Source organism: Acidimicrobiales bacterium (genome assembly GCA_035547835.1).
Lineage (GTDB): Bacteria > Actinomycetota > Acidimicrobiia > Acidimicrobiales > Iamiaceae > DASZTW01.
The window spans coordinates 94,711-110,859 of record DASZTW010000005.1 but is presented as its reverse complement, the minus strand read 5'-3'; the positions used below and the strand labels follow the sequence as shown (position 1 = coordinate 110,859).

The 16,149-nt window shown below is 70.8% G+C and carries 15 protein-coding genes; 12 read left to right on the top strand and 3 right to left on the bottom strand.

What is annotated here, in order from left to right:
* Positions 1–56 precede the first annotated feature (56 nt).
* The 10 genes from pdxT to VHA73_02920 all read left to right on the top strand — a co-directional run bounded on the left by pdxT (position 57) and on the right by VHA73_02920 (position 9,834).
* The gene (pdxT, locus tag VHA73_02965) at positions 57–644 is read left to right on the top strand and encodes a pyridoxal 5'-phosphate synthase glutaminase subunit PdxT (protein ID HVX16969.1); all 588 of its coding nucleotides are present in this window, start codon (positions 57–59) and stop codon (positions 642–644) included.
* Positions 641–1,390: a YebC/PmpR family DNA-binding transcriptional regulator gene (locus VHA73_02960; protein ID HVX16968.1), complete on the top strand. Its 750-nt coding sequence runs from the start codon at positions 641–643 to the stop codon at positions 1,388–1,390. Before pdxT ends, VHA73_02960 begins: the two co-directional genes overlap by 4 nt.
* Positions 1,387–1,881, top strand: coding sequence for a redoxin domain-containing protein (locus VHA73_02955; protein HVX16967.1), 495 nt, complete (start codon positions 1,387–1,389; stop codon positions 1,879–1,881). Before VHA73_02960 ends, VHA73_02955 begins: the two co-directional genes overlap by 4 nt.
* A gap of 10 nt (positions 1,882–1,891) precedes the next feature.
* The gene (gene ruvC / locus VHA73_02950) at positions 1,892–2,398 is read left to right on the top strand and encodes a crossover junction endodeoxyribonuclease RuvC (GenBank protein HVX16966.1); all 507 of its coding nucleotides are present in this window, start codon (positions 1,892–1,894) and stop codon (positions 2,396–2,398) included.
* Positions 2,395–3,012: a Holliday junction branch migration protein RuvA gene (gene ruvA / locus VHA73_02945; GenBank protein HVX16965.1), complete on the top strand. Its 618-nt coding sequence runs from the start codon at positions 2,395–2,397 to the stop codon at positions 3,010–3,012. Before ruvC ends, ruvA begins: the two co-directional genes overlap by 4 nt.
* A 5-nt stretch (positions 3,013–3,017) precedes the next feature.
* Positions 3,018–4,061, top strand: a complete 1,044-nt coding sequence (ruvB, locus tag VHA73_02940) for a Holliday junction branch migration DNA helicase RuvB (protein HVX16964.1) — start codon at positions 3,018–3,020, stop codon at positions 4,059–4,061.
* Positions 4,062–4,209: 148 nt separating this feature from the next.
* A complete protein-coding gene (locus tag VHA73_02935) occupies positions 4,210–5,457 on the top strand; it encodes an acyltransferase (protein ID HVX16963.1) in 1,248 nt (415 codons plus the stop codon).
* 239 nt (positions 5,458–5,696) lie between these two features.
* A complete protein-coding gene (gene secD, locus VHA73_02930) occupies positions 5,697–7,571 on the top strand; it encodes a protein translocase subunit SecD (GenBank protein ID HVX16962.1) in 1,875 nt (624 codons plus the stop codon).
* Positions 7,568–9,292 (top strand): protein translocase subunit SecF, encoded by a 1,725-nt coding sequence (gene secF, locus VHA73_02925; GenBank protein ID HVX16961.1) that lies wholly within the window; start codon positions 7,568–7,570, stop codon positions 9,290–9,292. The genes secD and secF overlap by 4 nt, the downstream gene beginning before the upstream one ends.
* A complete protein-coding gene (locus VHA73_02920) occupies positions 9,289–9,834 on the top strand; it encodes an adenine phosphoribosyltransferase (GenBank protein ID HVX16960.1) in 546 nt (181 codons plus the stop codon). Before secF ends, VHA73_02920 begins: the two co-directional genes overlap by 4 nt.
* Before the next feature lie 175 nt (positions 9,835–10,009).
* On the opposite strand, the gene VHA73_02915 is transcribed toward VHA73_02920, so the two are convergent.
* Positions 10,010–10,927 (bottom strand): type IV toxin-antitoxin system AbiEi family antitoxin domain-containing protein, encoded by a 918-nt coding sequence (locus VHA73_02915; GenBank protein HVX16959.1) that lies wholly within the window; start codon positions 10,925–10,927, stop codon positions 10,010–10,012.
* Positions 10,928–11,269: 342 nt separating this feature from the next.
* Here VHA73_02915 and VHA73_02910 point away from each other — a divergent pair, with 342 nt between their 5' ends.
* Positions 11,270–13,669, top strand: coding sequence for a bifunctional (p)ppGpp synthetase/guanosine-3',5'-bis(diphosphate) 3'-pyrophosphohydrolase (locus VHA73_02910; GenBank protein HVX16958.1), 2,400 nt, complete (start codon positions 11,270–11,272; stop codon positions 13,667–13,669).
* Here the strand turns inward: VHA73_02910 and VHA73_02905 are convergent.
* On the bottom strand, positions 13,653–14,306 hold the full coding sequence (locus VHA73_02905; protein HVX16957.1) for a TetR/AcrR family transcriptional regulator: 654 nt from the start codon (positions 14,304–14,306) through the stop codon (positions 13,653–13,655). The genes VHA73_02910 and VHA73_02905 overlap by 17 nt on opposite strands.
* A gap of 144 nt (positions 14,307–14,450) precedes the next feature.
* Here VHA73_02905 and VHA73_02900 point away from each other — a divergent pair, with 144 nt between their 5' ends.
* Positions 14,451–14,831, top strand: coding sequence for an FKBP-type peptidyl-prolyl cis-trans isomerase (locus VHA73_02900; protein HVX16956.1), 381 nt, complete (start codon positions 14,451–14,453; stop codon positions 14,829–14,831).
* Between the two features lie 54 nt (positions 14,832–14,885).
* Here the strand turns inward: VHA73_02900 and VHA73_02895 are convergent, their stop codons facing one another.
* Positions 14,886–16,037, bottom strand: a complete 1,152-nt coding sequence (locus tag VHA73_02895) for a CapA family protein (GenBank protein HVX16955.1) — start codon at positions 16,035–16,037, stop codon at positions 14,886–14,888.
* Positions 16,038–16,149 lie beyond the last annotated feature (112 nt).

Below are 16,149 nucleotides of genomic sequence, written 5' to 3'. Positions count from 1 at the left end.
CGTCACCCCGATGCGCGCGGCCACGAGCACCGGTCAGCCCAAGGAGCCTCCCGGAGGTGGGTGGCACCATCGGCGTGCTGGCATTGCAAGGTTCGGTCGACACCCATCAGCGGGTGCTCGCCGAGCTCGGCGCGACCGCGCTCGCCGTCCGCACGCCTGACCAGCTCGCCGGCGTCGACGCGCTGGTGCTCCCCGGCGGGGAGTCCACCACCATCTCGTTCCTCCTCGACTCGTCCGGGCTGCGCGAGCCGTTGGGCGAGCGCCTGCGCGAGGGCATGCCGGCGTTCGGGACGTGCGCCGGCATGATCCTGCTCGCGGCCGACGTCGCCGACGGCCGTGCCGACCAGCGCAGCTTCGGCGCCATCGACATCGGCGTGCGGCGCAACGCGTTCGGCCGCCAGATCGACTCGTTCGAGGCTGACTTGCGGGTCGACGCCGTCGAGGACGCCGACCGTCCGTTCCACGCCGTGTTCATCCGCGCCCCGTTCGTCGAGCGCGTCGGTGCCGGCGTCGACGTGCTCGCGACGGTCGACGACCACCCCGTGCTGTGCCGCCAAGGGTCGGTGCTCGTGTCGGCGTTCCATCCCGAGCTGACCGGCGACGGCCGGCTCCACCAACTGTTCATGAAGGAGGTGTGCTCGTGAGTGGGCACTCGAAGTGGGCCACGATCAAGCACCAAAAGGCCGCCAAGGACAAAGCGCGCGGCAAGAACTTCGCCAAGCTGATCCGCCAAGTCGAAGTCGCGGCTCGCCAAGGCGGCGGCGACCAGGACTCCAACCCGACGCTGCGCACCATGTTCCAAAAGGCCCGCGCCGCGTCGGTGCCCCTCGACACGATCGAGCGGGCCGTCAAGCGAGGTACCGGCGAGCTCGAAGGCGTCAACTACGAGCAGATCAGCTATGAGGGCTATGCGCCCCACGGCGTGGCGCTGTACATCGAGGTGCTCACCGACAATCGCAACCGCACCGGCTCGGAGATCCGCACGCTGTTCACCCGCAACGGGGGGTCGATGGCGGAGCCTGGCGCGGTGGCGTGGCAGTTCGAGCGCAAGGGCGTGGTCGACGTCGACCGCTCGGCCGAGGAGGACGCGGTGATGGAAGCGGCGCTCGAAGCCGGTGCCGACGACGTCGACGACGTGGGTGACGCGTGGCGGGTCACCACCCCGCCCGGCGACGTGGAGGCGGTGCGCGCCGCGATCGAGGCGGCAGGTCTCCCCGTGCAGTCCTCGGACGCCACGATGGTCGCGTCGAACACCGTGCCGCTCGACGACGTGGAGGCCGCGAAATCGGTGTTGCGACTCATCGACCTGATCGACGAGCAGGACGACGTACAGGACGTGCATGCCAACCTCGACTTGTCCGACGAGGTCGCTGCGGCACTCGAGGCATGACCGGGGCGGTGGCGGCCGAGGCCGTGGTGGGGGAGCCGGCGCCCGACTTCGCGCTCGAAGGCACGGCGGCGGGCTGCGAGCGCGGCCGGCGCACCTACACCCTGGAGGAGTTCCGGGGCCAGCCGGTCGTGCTGGTCTTCTACCCGGGCGACAAGACACCGGTGTGCACGCAGCAGCTCAACACGTACACCCGCGGCGTGGGCCAGTTCGCCGAGGTCGGCGCCCAGGTGCTGGCGCTGAACCCGGCCGACCTCGACAGCCACGAGTCGTTCGCGTGCGAGCAGGGCGGCTTCGGCTTCCCGCTGCTCAGCGACCCCGCCAAGGAGGTCGGCGCCCGGTACGGCGTGCTCGGCCCGCTCGGCTTCTACCGTCGCTCGGTGTTCGTCATCGACGCCGGCGGCGTCGTCACGTGGGCCCATCGCGCGATCTCTGGGCTCACGTTCCGCCCGGTCGACGAGATCATCCACGCCGTGGCCGAGGCCGCCGGGTAACCTCGTACAGATGTTCGTGCTCGGCGTCGACCCGGGGCTCTCACGCTGTGGCTACGGGTGTATCGAGTCTCGCGCCGGTCGGCACCAGGCCGTCGCCGTCGGCGTGTTGCGCACCGATCCCTCGCGGCCCGTCCCCGATCGGCTCGCCGAGCTGCAAGGCGAGCTGCGCGACCTGTTCCGCGAGCTGCAGCCGTCGGTGGTCGCGATCGAACGGGTCTTCTTCCAGCACAACGTCCGCACGGCCATGTCAGTCGGGCAGGCCAGCGGGTTGGCCATGGTCGAAGCGGTCGCGATCGGGGCCGAAGTCGTCGAGTATTCACCCAACGAGGTGAAGCTGGCCGTGGCGGGTGACGGGCGGGCCTCCAAGGCCGAGGTCCAGGCCATGGTCCAGCACCTGCTCGGGCTCGCCACGCCACCGAAGCCGGCCGACGCGGCCGACGCCTGCGCACTGGCCTTGTGCCACCTCGCGCACGCCGGACTCCGGCGCCGGGTGGCCGCGGCAGGGGGATCGCGGTGATCGGCTCGCTGCGGGGGCGCCTCGTCGACCGGGGCATCGACGGTGAGCTGCTGATCGAGGTCGGCGGCGTCGGCTACCGCGTGCAGGTCGCGCCGGTCACCTCGGTGGCGCTCGGCGCCGAGGGCGACGACGTGTTCGTGTGGGTGCACCACCGCGTGCGCGAGGACGGCCAGACGCTGTTCGGGTTCGCTGACAAGTCCGAGCGCGAGTGCTTCGAGGCCATGCTCGGCGCGCACGGCGTGGGGCCGGCGCTGGCCTTGGCGATCCTGGGCGTGCACGCCCCCGCCGAGCTGTTTCGCATCCTGGCCGACGGCGACGCCGACGCGCTGTGCCTCGTGCCTGGCGTCGGCAAGAAGACCGCGGCGCGCCTGCTCGTCGAGCTCGAGTCCCGGCTCGACGTCGACACGGTGGAGCTGCCTCGTGCCGTCGCCGGGGCCGGCCCCGGTCCGGCCGGCAACGGCGCGTCGCGGGCCCGCGCCGACGTCCGCAACGCGCTGGCAGAGCTCGACTACTCCGCCGAGGAGATCGGCGCCGCCATGCGGGACCTGCCCGACACCGACGATCCCGCGGCGCTGCTCCGCGTGGCGCTCGCCACGCTTGGCTCGCCGCGCTGATCCCGATGCGCGACGAGCTGCTCACCCCCGAGCCCGGTCCCGACGAGCCCGTCGAAGAAGTCGGCCTCCGGCCCCGCAAGCTCGACGAGTTCGTGGGCCAGAGCGAGCTCAAAGAGCATTTGCACATCATGTTGGAGGCCGCCCGCCGCCGCGGCGAACCGCCCGACCACCTGCTGTTCGCCGGACCGCCCGGCCTCGGCAAGACGTCACTGGCCCACATCGTCGCCAACGAGATGGGCGTGCGGCTGGTGCCGACGTCGGGGCCGGCGCTCGACCGCGCCGGCGACCTCGCATCGATGCTCAGCCAGCTCGAGCACGGCGAAGTGCTGTTCGTCGACGAGATCCACCGCTTGCCCAAGCCGGTCGAGGAAGTGCTGTACTCGGCGATGGAGGACTTCCAGCTCGACATCGTGTTGGGCAAGGGGCCAGCCGCCCGGTCGATCCGCCTCGACCTGCCCCGTTTCACGCTGGTCGGCGCCACCACCCGCACGGGGTTGATCACCGGCCCGCTGCGCGACCGCTTCGGGCTGGTCACCCGGCTCGACTACTACACACCCGACGATCTCGAAGCCATCGTCCACCGGGCCGCCGGGATCTTGGACGTGAAGGTCGACGGCGACGGCGCTCGCGAGATCGCCCGCCGGTCGCGGGGCACGCCCCGCATCGCCAACCGCCTGTTGCGCCGGGTGCGCGACTACGCCGAGGTCCGCGGCAACGGTGTGGTCGACGCCGTGGCCGCCCACGACGGGCTGACCACGTTCGGCATCGACGACCGCGGCCTCGACAAAGTCGACCGGGCCATCCTCGTGGCCCTGTGCGAACGGTTCGGCGGGGGGCCGGTCGGCTTGTCCACCCTCGCCATCGGCGCGGGCGAGCCGGCCGAGACCGTCGAGGACGTCCACGAGCCGTTCCTGATCCAACAAGGTCTGCTGATCCGAACCCCTCGGGGCCGGGTCGCGACCGATGCGGCGTGGGCCCACCTGGGCGTGGCGCCGCCACCGTCGGCCGGCCGGCGCGAACCGCCGGACAGCACGCTGTTCGACTCCTGACCCGCGGCGCCCCGTGCCGCGCGTCGGCGGGCAGGTCCCTGCACATCTGCTGGGGACTACGTGTGAATCGGGCGGATCGGCTGCATCCCCGCAGGGTCGCCCCTAACGTGGCACGTGGGCGCACGCTGTCGAACAGGAAGGCCACACCATCCCCGGCGATTCGCCATCCCCGACCGCTTCCGCGACGCGCCGCGTCCTGGCGCTCGACGGGATCCGCGCGATCGCGGCCTTGACGGTGTTCGTGTACCACGCGTGGCTGTACAGCCTTCCCGTGGTCGCCGCGTCGCAGCGCGACTCGGTCGGCGACGACCTCTTGCACGAGCTGCGCCTCGGCTTGGTCCTGTTCTTCGTGCTGAGCGGCTTCTTGTTGTACCGACCGTGGGTGCGCGCCGTCCGCGAGCAGCGGGCCCGGCCGTCGACGTCGCGCTACGCGGCCCGCCGGGTCGCCCGCATCCTGCCGGCCTACTGGCTCGCGCTGGTCGGTGCGATCGTGTTGTTGTGGGGTCGAGACGCCTCGCCGGGCGTCCGGCTGCCGGCCACCAGCGACTTGTGGATGTTCGCCGTGTTCGCGCAGAACTTCACCGACCGCACGCTCCTCAAGCTCGACCCACCGATGTGGACGCTCACCGTCGAGGTGTCGTTCTACGTCGTGCTGCCGCTGTTGGGCTGGCTGGCCGCGCGCTCGGGTCGCCGCGTGGGGGTCTGGCTGGTGCCCGTCGCGTTCGGGGCCGGCGGCATCTTGTTCAACTGGTGGATGGCGGCGCGCGGCGATGCGCCGCTGTTCGTCAGCAAGATCCTGCCTGCGGCCGCGCCGTACTTCGCGCTCGGCATGCTGGCCGCCGTGGTGCTCGGCGACCGCCGCGTCGGTCGCGGCACCATGTCCGCGCTGGTCGCCGCCGGCACTGCGCTGGTGGTCGCCGACAGCGCCTGGGCGCTGTGGAACGCGCACGCCAACAACTCCACCGCGTTCGACTTGAAGGTGTGGCGCGACACGCTGGCTGCCGCTGGGTTCGCCGCGATCGTGGCGGCGATCGCCGGCGCGGCGCGGCCGCCGTCCAGCCTCGTGTCGCGGCCCATCGTCTGGACCGGCCAGGTGTCGTACGGGTTGTACCTCTGGCACGTGCCGATCCTGTGCGTGCTGCGATCTGAAGGGATGTTGCCGTCGTCGCCGCTGCTGGCCGCGCTGGTGGCGTTGCCGCCCACGCTGTTCGTGTCGGGGCTGAGCTGGCGCTGGCTGGAGCGGCCCGTCACCGAGTGGGTCCGCCGCCGTCAGACCGCCCGCGGCCGAGGCGCGCAGCCCGGGCGCGGGCTCGACGGCTCCTCGCCACCATCGCCGCCCGGTGCCGTGGTGGGAGGGTCGGAAGCCGAACCGGCGTGGGTCGACGCACGAGCCTGACCCTCCCGGCCGACCAGCAACACGTGGCTGTTCGCCAGGTGCAAGCTGGCGAATCGAACGGCGACTCGCGATCTGGGCGACCTACTGGCGCGCGTCTAAGGTGGCGCTCCGTTCCGACGGGCGGTGGGCGGGCAGCAGGCCCCGCCCACGTCGCCGTCACCTGAGAGGCTGAAGGTGCACCTTCTCCAACCGCGCCGGTCCGGTGCAGCATCCACCCGGTTCCCGAACGAGGTCGCCCTGTGAAGGGCCGTCGCGAGGCCACCACGCTGGTCGTCTTCGCTGTGATCACCCTCGGCTTGTTGGGGTGGACGTTCGCGATCGGCAACAAGCCGCTGCTGGGCCTCGACCTCAAGGGCGGCATCTCCGCCACGCTCCAGCCGCTCGACAAGAACGTGCCGTCGTCATCGGTGGAGCAGGCCAAGGAGATCATCCGCAACCGCATCGACGCCCTCGGTGTGGCCGAGCCCGACATCGTGCGCCAAGGCAAGACGGTGGTCATCTCGTTGCCCGGTGTGAAGGACCCCGAGAAGGCCAAAGAGGTCATCGGGCGTACCGCCAAGATGGAGTTCCGGGCGGTGATGCCGGCGGGCACGCAAGCGACCACGGGGCAATGGCAGGCGCCGAACCCGTTCAACGCGCAAGTCGTCGCCGCGCTGAAGAAGCAGTCCACCTCCACCACCACGCCGCGCTCGTCGACCTCGGCCGCCAAGGGCGCCACCACGACCACCACCACTGCCAGCACGACCGGCAACTCGAGCAGCACGACCACGCCCGGCACCACCGCGGGGTCGGCCACGTCGACCAGCGCCGCCGCCGGTACCCAAGGTCGCAGCGTCCACGTGCCGGCAACGACCACGCCACCCACCACGCAGCCGCCGGCCTCGTCGTCGACCACCGCCACGACCTCGGGCTCGACCACCACCACGACGCCCACCAACCCACTCGTGGCGTCGGCCGCCAAGTACGGCAACCCCGACGTGCCCCAGGCGGTGGAGGCCTGCCTGGCGAGCGCGCCCACCGACTTGTCACCCACCACCGGTGAGGTCGTGCTGCCCGGCCAGATCGACCACAAGCAGACGTACCTCGACTGCTACCTGATGGGGCCGGTCAACCTCCAGGGCGAGGCCCTCAGCAAGTCGCAGCCGCAGCTCGACAACACGGGCCAGTGGCAGGTGGGCGTCAGCGTCAAGACCAAGTTCGAGAGCAAGGCGAACCGGTTCATGAACGCCTGCTACGACGGCAACTCCGACTCGTCGAAGGGTCCGATCTGCCCGATCACCGGCCAAGGCGACACCGGCCAACGCGGGCGGATGGCCATCGTGCTCGACGGCCAGGTGATCTCGGCGCCCACGGTCGACGCGCTGAATCTGGCGTCGAACGCCGGCGGCTTCACGATCACCGGCAACTTCTCGCACTCGAGCGCCAACGATCTGTCGCTGCAGCTCCGCTACGGCGCGCTGCCGGTCACGTTCAAGGAAGCCACGTTCCAGAAGGTGTCCGCCAAGTTGGGCTCGGACTCGCTGCACGCCGGCCTGGTGTCCGGCCTGGTCGGGCTCGCCCTCGTGGCCATCTACATGTTGGTCTTCTACCGGGTGCTCGGGTTGGTGGCCATCGCCAGCCTGGGTGCTGCCTCGGCGCTGTTGTGGGTGGTGATCGCCTACCTCGGCGTGCACGGTGGCCTGGCGCTCACCTTGTCGGGCATCACCGGCATCATCGTGTCGGTCGGCGTGGCCGTCGACTCCAACGTCGTGTACTTCGAGCACTTGCGAGAAGACACCGACAAGGGCCGCACGTTGCGCGGCACCGTCGACCGGTCGTTCAGCGACGCCTGGCGCGTGATCCTGTCGGCCGACCTCGTGTCGCTGATCGGCGCCGTGATCCTCTACTACTTCACGGTCGGCTCGGTGCGCGGCTTCGCGTTCTACCTGGGTCTGTCCACGATCCTCGACCTGGTGGCGTCGTGGTTCCTCATGCGCCCGGCCGTCTTGTTGCTGGCCCGCAGCGCGTTCTTCCAGGACCGGCCCCGCATGCTCGGCGTGTCGCACCGCCACCACACCGACCTCGCCGATGACGGCCGGGTCGACGACACCACCGTCGCAGGAGCCGAGGCATGAGCGCCGACGACGAGCCCCGCGAGGGCGACGAGGCCGAGGCCGTGGCCGACGAGATGGCCGAGTCCGACGACGGCGCGACGATCGACGACACCGTCGATGCCGGGGTCGACGGCGAGGGCGCGGACGGCACGTCGCTCGACGCCGACGACGAGGCCGACGTGCCGGCCCATGCCGACGGCTTGGTCGGCGAGGCCGGCAGTGACGAGGGCGAGTTCGGCGAGTCCGACGAGTCCGACGAGGGCGGCAGCGACGAGGGCGACGACGCCGAGGGCGACGACGCCGAGGGCGAGGGCGACGAGGGCGACGAGGGCGACGAGGGCGAGGGCGACGAATCCGACGACGCCGGTGGCGACGACGACACGTCCGACGCGGCGGAGAGCAGGCGGAAGCGGCGTGCGGCCCGGGCGCCACGCCCGCCGCGGCAGCGACCGGCCCGGGCGCGCAACGGCTTCTTCCACCGCCTGTACTCCTTCGACGCCAACATCGACTTCAAGAAGGGCTGGAAGGTCGCGGCAGTGCTGTCGACGCTGATGGTCGTCATCAGTATCGGCTCGCTGTTCGTGCGCGAGCTCAACTTGGGCATCGACTTCCGCGGCGGCATCGCCTGGCAGTTCCCGGGTGGCGACGCATCGACCAGCCAGATCCGCAAGGCCGCCACCGACGCCGGCGCCAAGGACCCGCAAGTGCAGCGGCTGGGCACGTCGGATTTCCGGGTCGAGGTGCCGCCGGCATCGAGCGACGCCGCGAAGGCCGCCTACGAAGGCAAGATCTCCACGGCTCTGGCGAAGGCCTCCGGCCAGCCGCTGTCGGTCGTCGAGGCCAACTTGAACGAAGTCGGCCCGACATGGGGCAGCGACGTCTCGTCGAAGGCCATCAAGGCGCTGATCTTCTTCCTGATCGCGATCTTCATCTACGTGTGGATCCGCCTCGAGTGGAAGTTCGCGATCTCCGCGATCGCGGCGGTGATCCACGACGTCATCGTGGCCGTCGGCGTCTATTCGATCCTTCGTTTCGAAGTCACGCCTGCGACCGTGATCGCGTTCCTCACGATCCTCGGTTACTCGCTGTACGACACGATCGTCGTCTACGACAAGATCCGCGAGAACCAGGGGCGGGTCACCGCCAACGGCACCATGACGTACACCGACATGTGCAACTTGTCGGCGAACCAGACCTTCATGCGGTCGATCAACACCACGTTGTCGGCGGTCATCCCGGTGCTGTCCATCCTCATCATCGGCGCCTGGGTGATGGGCGCCGTGACGCTCGAGGAGTTCGGCTTGGCGTTGCTGGTCGGCCTGATCTCCGGGGCGTACTCGTCGATCTTCATCGCCGCGCCGATGACGGCGTGGATCAAAGAACGTGAGCCGAAGTACGCCGAGATCCGCCAGCGGCTCAGTCGGCTGTCCGACGAGGAGCGCGCCGAAGGGCTCGCCGCGGGCTCCGCTGCCCGGCGCGAAGCCGTCGTGGTCGGTGCAGGCGCCGGAGCCGGCGGCGCGCGGGGCGAAGGCCGCCGGGCCGGTGGACGGGTCGCCGCCGCGGGCGGGGCGAGCGGCAGTGCCCCAGCCGGCGGCAGCGACGGCGATCTGGTCGGCGGCGCGGGGGCCGACACCCGGCGGCGTGGTGCGGTGCCACCCCGACCGTCGGGCACCCGGTCGGCGGGGGCCAGCATCACGCCACGGCCTCGCAAGCACACCCCGGATCGCCGGAAGAAGAAGTGAGCGGCCTCGCGGCCGGCGACGTGGCCCGGTTGGGGGCGCTGGTGCGCGACATCGCCGACTTCCCCGAGCCGGGCGTCGTCTTCAAGGACATCACGCCGTTGCTGGCAGACGCCGCTGCGTTCACGCTCGCCGTCGACGGGGTGGTCGACCATTTCGCCGGTGCGGGCATCGACGTCGTGGTCGGGGTGGAGGCCCGCGGGTTCATCGTGGCCGCGCCGGTGGCCTACCGGTTCGGTGCCGGTTTCGTCCCGGTGCGCAAGGCCGGGAAGCTCCCGTGGGAGATCGAGCGGGAGGAGTACGACCTCGAGTACGGGTCGGGGCTGCTCGAGATCCACCGCGACGGGGTGCAGCCCGGGCAACGGGTGCTGATCGTCGACGACGTGCTCGCCACGGGCGGTACGGCCGCCGCGACCGCCACCTTGGTCGAGGGACTGGGTGGAACCGTCGCCGGGATGGGTTTCATCCTCGAGCTGGCGTTCCTCGGCGGACGCGCCAAGGTCGCCACCCACGACGTCGTGTCCCTCCTCACGTATCCCACCTGACCCTCACCTCCCACATCCGTGCTGTGAGCACCTAGCCACGTGGTGGGTGGTCAAGTGCTCACAGCACGGCGGTTGGGTCGCTCCACCGGATCCTGCTGTGAGCACCTAGCCACGTGGTGGGTGGTCAAGTGCTCACAGCACGGCGGGCGGTGGCGGCGCCGGGCGGTGGCTGCGGTCAGGCGGAGTGGCGCTCCTCGGCGGGCCAGACACGGCGCAGTGCGTGGCGCAGCGACCGGTCACCGGGGAGGAGGTCGGCCTTGTCTGCGTGGAGCAACGTCCACCCGGCGGCGACGACGGCCTGGTGGCGGGCCTCGTCGTGCTGCCAGGCACTCGGGCCGTGCCATCGCCGGGAGTCGTACTCGATGCCGACCTTGACCGCTCGCCAGCCGACGTCGGCCCGCGCGATGGGGATCCCGTCGGCGTCGTAGATCACGATCTGCGTCTCGGGTTGTGGGAAGCCCCACTCGATGAGCTGACGCACCAGACGCACTTCCGCGGGGCTGCCCGGTTCGATCCCGTCGCGCCACGGATCGAGGAGTGATCGCAGGACAGCGACGCGCCGACGTGGTCCCGCCCGTTCGATGGCGAGCTCGATCTCGCGCGGGCTGGTCAGCCCGGCGTGGAGGATCTCGTCGACGAGCGTGGCCAGGCGCTCGGGGGTCGTGATCCCTGCGCAGTCGACCAGTGTGCGGGCGGGCGACGTCGACGGGATGGCGGTCACGATCGTGGTGTCGAGCGGGTGGACTCGGCTCCGGTGCACGACGCCGACGGTGCCGCGTGCCGAGCGGCCGTACGCGACAGTGACGTGAGGGTCGGGAGGTGGCGCAGCCGCGGTGATCAGCGCGGCGGCGCTGAAATGCGACGCCTTCGCACCCGGCGGGGCCGCAAGGCAGGCAGTCAACGTCTGTTGTCGCCACGACGTCGGCACACCGGCGACCCGGTACACCCCCCGGGCCACCGCCTGCCACCGTCCCGACCGAACCCAACCGTCGATCTGCCGCTGGCTCATCCCAACGGCCCGGGCCTGCTCGTGGCTGACCAACCCATACTGTTGGGCAGCGAGCAAGCCAGTCTGCGTGTCGTGATGTTTCATGTCATTCAGCATGCCGACGACCTGCGACAGTCTCGGACCCGAGCTCTGCCCCGGTCGTGGTGTGAGCACTTACCCACCCACCAGGTGGCCAGCTGCTCACAGCAGGGTGGGGGTGGGTGGTGATCGGTCGTGGTGTGAGCACTTACCCACCCACCACGTGGCCGGCTGCTCACAGCAGGGTGGGGGTGGGTGGTGATCGGTCGTGGTGTGAGCACTTGCCCACCCACCAGGTGGCCAGCTGCTCACAGCAGGGTGGGGACGGGGGCTGCCGGGGGGTGGGTGGGTCCCGTATCCTGGGGTGACACCCGTGGCTCGGGTGGTCCAGGACAACGAGGAGGGCACGTGCCGACCGTCGATCGGGTGTTGCCGTGGCGCCGGAGCGCCGCGCCCCCGGCCGTCGAGGTAGCGCCGCTCGTCAACTTGTACCGGGCCGTCCACCCCAAGTCGCCGACCGACCGGATCGTCCATGCCTACGAGGTGGCGGCTGCCGCCCACCAGGGCCAGGTCCGCAAGTCCGGCGAGCCGTATGTGCAGCATCCGCTTGCCGTGGCGTCGATCGTCGCGTCGCAAGGTCTCGACGACGGCTCCATCGTGGCGGCGCTGTTGCACGACGCGGTCGAGGACACCGGCGTGACCCTTGCCGACATCGAGCGCGACTTCGGTCCTGACGTGGCGGCCGTGGTCGACGGCGTCACCAAGCTCGACCGGGTCCGCTTCGAGTCCAAGGAGGAGCAGCAGGCCGCCACCATGCGCAAGATGCTCGTGGCGATGGCCAAGGACCTCCGCGTCCTGATCATCAAGCTGGCCGACCGCCTCCACAACATGCGCACCCTGGCCGCCATGCCCGCGTGGAAGCAGGAACGGACTGCACGCGAGACGCTCGACGTCTACGCCCCACTCGCCCATCGCCTCGGCATGCAGGAGGTCAAGCAGCAGCTCGAGGATCTGGCGTTCGCCACGCTGCACCCGAAGCGGTACGCCGAGATCGACCACATGGTGTCCACGAGGGCACCCGAGCGCGACCTCTACTTGTTCCAGGTGATCGAGCACGTGCAGGAACGGCTCAAGGAGCTGCGCATCGACGCCGAGGTCACCGGGCGGCCGAAGCACCTGTGGTCGATCTACGAGAAGATGGTCGTCAAGGGCCGCGACTTCGAGGAGATCTTCGACCTCGTCGGCATCCGGGTCACCGTGCAGACGGTCAAGGACTGCTATGCCGCGCTGGGGTCGATCCACGCCACGTGGAAGCCGGTGCAAGGCCGGTTCAAGGACTACGTGGCCATGCCGAAGTTCAACCTCTACCAGTCGTTGCACACCACCGTGATCGGGCCGCTCGGCAAGCCGGTCGAGGTCCAGATCCGCACCGCCGAGATGCACGACCGGGCCGAGCGTGGGGTGGCTGCCCACTGGGCGTACAAGGACGGCAGCGGCAAGGCCGACGACCTGGTGTGGCTGAACCGCATCGTCGACTGGCAGTCGGAGACCTCCGATCCCAACGAGTTCATGGCGAACCTCAAGGTCGACCTCGACCAGGACGAGGTGTACGTCTTCACCCCGAAGGGCCGGGTCGTCACCTTGGCCAAGGGCGCCACGCCGATCGACTTCGCGTACGCCATCCACACCGAGGTCGGCCACGCATGTGTGGGTGCCAGGGTCAACGGTCGTCTCGTGCCGCTCGACCATCCACTGTCGTCGGGGGACTCGTGCGAGATCTTCACGTCGAAGGTCGAGGGCACCGGCCCGTCGCGCGACTGGCTGCACATCGCGGCCACACCCCGGGCCCGCGCCAAGATCCGCCAGTGGTTCTCACGCGAGCGGCGTGAGGACGCGATCGACAACGGCCGTGAGGACCTCGCTCGCGCGTTGCGACGTGCCGGGCTGCCGGTGCAGAAGCTCGCCGGCGAGGTGCTGGGCGAGGCGGTCAAGAGCTTCAACTACCACGACCTCGACGCGCTGTACGCGGCCATCGGCGAAGGCCACGTCAACGCCCAGTCGGCCGCCGCCCGCATCGGCAAGATGTTGCGCGACGGCGAGCAGGAAGAGCAGCTGCCCGTCACGCCGCGTGCGCCGCGACGGCGTCGCGGTGCCAGCGTCGGCGTGCACGTCGAGGGCCTCGACGACGTCATGGTGCGCCTCTCGCGGTGCTGCACACCAGTGCCGGGCGACGACATCATCGGCTTCATCACCCGAGGCCGGGGCGTGTCCGTCCACCGAGCCGACTGCGCCAACGCGGTGTCGCTGTCGACCGGGCAGCCCGCCCGCTTGATCGACGTCGAGTGGGACGAGACCTCAGCCGGCACGTTCGTGGCGTCGATCGAGGTGAAGGCGCTCGACCGCAGCCGGCTGCTGCGCGACGTGTCGCAGACCCTCGCCGATCACCACGTGAACATCTTGTCGTGCACCATGAGCACCGGCACCGACCGGGTCTCGAAGATGCGCTTCGACTTCGAGCTCGGCGACCCGTCGCACCTCGACGTGCTGCTCCGCTCGATCCGCCGGATCGACAGCGTGTACGACGCCTACCGCGTGGTCGAGGGCAGAGGCGCCAAAGCCGCGGCTCCTCCGCGCGCCGGCCGGGCGCCTGGCGGATCCACGGCACCGGGAGGTTCGCCATCGCGGCCGGGTGCCACGCCGGCCGACCCGACCACCCCGGCGAACGGAACGACCGGGGCGGGCCCGGTGAACGGGGCGGGCACCGTGAACGGGGCGGGCGCCGACCGCGGGGTCAGGGCATCGGGCTGACGATCTCGCGCACCGCGCCGAACGCCTGCACCACGATGGCGGTCAGCGCGTCGAGCAGCACCACACGCTCGGGTTTTCGGGTCGTCTGCCACGACTCGATCGCCGCGAACACCAGCCCGAACGTGCCGTGGGTGACGACGGTGAGCACGTCGGGGTCGAGGTCGGGCGACAGGGTGCGGACCACCACCTGCGTGTGTTCGTTCAAAGTGGTGACCAGGGCGTTGTCGAGCAGCCCACGGTCGTCGGCGCGCAGGGACCGCACCAAGTAGGCGTACACCGCGGGCTCGTCGGTGACGGTGGTGATCAGCGAGTCGAGCACCGAACGTGCCGCAAGCTCCAGGGTCGGCGGGCCCTGCTCGGCCACTTGGGCCAGGGCCCGATCCTCGATCTGTTCGGCGAGCGCGAGGGCGATCGCCTCGGCGATGCCCGACTTGCCGCCGAACTCGCCGTGGATCACCGGCTTGGAGACGCCCGCCGCCGCCGCCATCTGCTCGATGGAGCACGCCGCGCCGTGCTGGCGGATGGCCGCGAAGGCCGCGTCGAGCAGGCGGGTGCGGTTCGCTCGGCGTTCGGCTGCGGACCTTCGTGGGCGACCCGGACCACGGGCCGGAGCCCGTGTCGCGTCGGTGCTGGCCACGGGCCGACGCTACCAGCACCCCTTCTGGCCACCGATGACCTGGACGGGCGCGCCTCGGGGCGGTGGGAGCTGGGCCGGCCGCGCCAACTGTCGCGCCCCCGCCACGCCGACCGGGGCCCGTGGACCATGCCGTAGGGTGCAGCCATGGCCGCTGACGAGAAGCCCCACGTGTTCGTGCCTCCCGGCGAGACGCCGCCGACCGAGCTCGAAGTCGACGACCTCGAAGTCGGCAACGGGCAGGAAGCCACCCCGGGCTCGCAAGTCGAGGTCCACTACGTAGGCGTGTCGTGGCGCACCCGCCAGCAGTTCGATGCCTCGTGGGACCGCGGGGAGACGTTCCGGTTCGGGCTCGGCCAAGGTCAGGTCATCGCCGGTTGGGACCAGGGTGTGGCGGGGATGAAGGTCGGCGGTCGCCGCCAGATCACCATCCCGCCGCACCTCGCGTACGGCAAGCAGGGCGCCGGCGGCGTCATCGGCCCGAACGAGACGTTGGTGTTCGTGGTCGACCTGCTCGGCGTCGGCTGACGGCACGGCGGGCCGCCCGACTGCGAAGCGCCCCGGTCGCGCCCGCGGGCGACGTCACTTGTCGAGGCCGGTGCAAGCGCGCTGGCTGTCCCACGTGCGGTCGGCGTCGGCCTTGGCGGCCCCGGTGAGCAGCCGCGGCACGTTGTCGCCGCCGATGTGGGCGGGCAGCCACTCGTAGCTCGTCGGCTTGCCGCCGCCGATGGCGACTTGGAAGATGCCCGAGTTCGAGCTGGCCGCGCTCGGCGCGTCGAATGCGAAGTTACCGAGGCCGTAGTCGACGATGGCCTGGCCCAGCCGCCCCCCGCCTTCCACCCGGTGGGCGTGGCTCCCGACCACGATGTCGGCTCCGGCATCGACCAGCTGGCGGGCGAGCGTCTCTTGGGTCTCGCTCGGGCAGGTGTGCGTCTCGATCCCCCAGTGGAGGAACACGACCAGCGTGTCGGTGCGCGCGCGGGTGGCGCGCACTTCGGCCAGCAGGCGGTCCACCCGCTTCGCCGAGGCCAGCCCCGGGTGCGTCGCGGTGGCCGTCCACGATTCGATGAGGTTGTCGTCGATGACCTGCGTCGCGCCGATCACGGCCACGCGGTGGCCCCGGATCGTGGTCTCGAACGGCCGGTACGCCTGATCTTCGTCGCGGCCGATCCCGATGACCGGCAGGCCCGACGACTTCGACGCGGCCAGCGCGTCGTCAACCCCATCGAGCCCGAAGTCGAGGCCGTGGTTGTTGGCCATCGTGACCACGTCGAGGCCCGCTGCCTCGAGCGCGGTGAACGACGAAGCGGGTGCCCGGAACGCATATTGCTTCGCGGCAGCTGTTCCCCGGCTGGTGACGGCCGTCTCCAAGTTGGCAACGGAGAGGTCGGCGTCGTGCAGCGCGGGTGAGATCGCGGCCAGCGCCGTGGCCGGATCACTGGCGAGCGCCGCGGACAACGGGCCGGTGAAATTGATGTCGCCGGCGAACCGCAAGCGGATCCGAGCCTTGCCGCTGACCTCGGTGGTGGCGGACCTGGCGGTACTGGCGCCGCGGCGCGGCGTGGATGCGGTGCTCGGGGTCGAGGTCGGGTCACGGGGTGCGGCGGAGGCGCCCGGCGCGTCGGGTAGCGCGGCGTCGGCCCCACTGCCGCTGGACGGCATGCGGCTGAGCACGATCACGGCCACGACGAGCGTGACGACGAGCAGCGCCGATCGCCCAGCGGAGCGCTTCACCGATCGCAAGGTAGTGCAGGGGTCCACGAGCCGAGCGCATGGTGGGGCCCTGGCGCGGCCGGGTGGACCACGCTCGGCCGGTCCCGGCCGCGCGTTCTGGCGGATCGTGTCG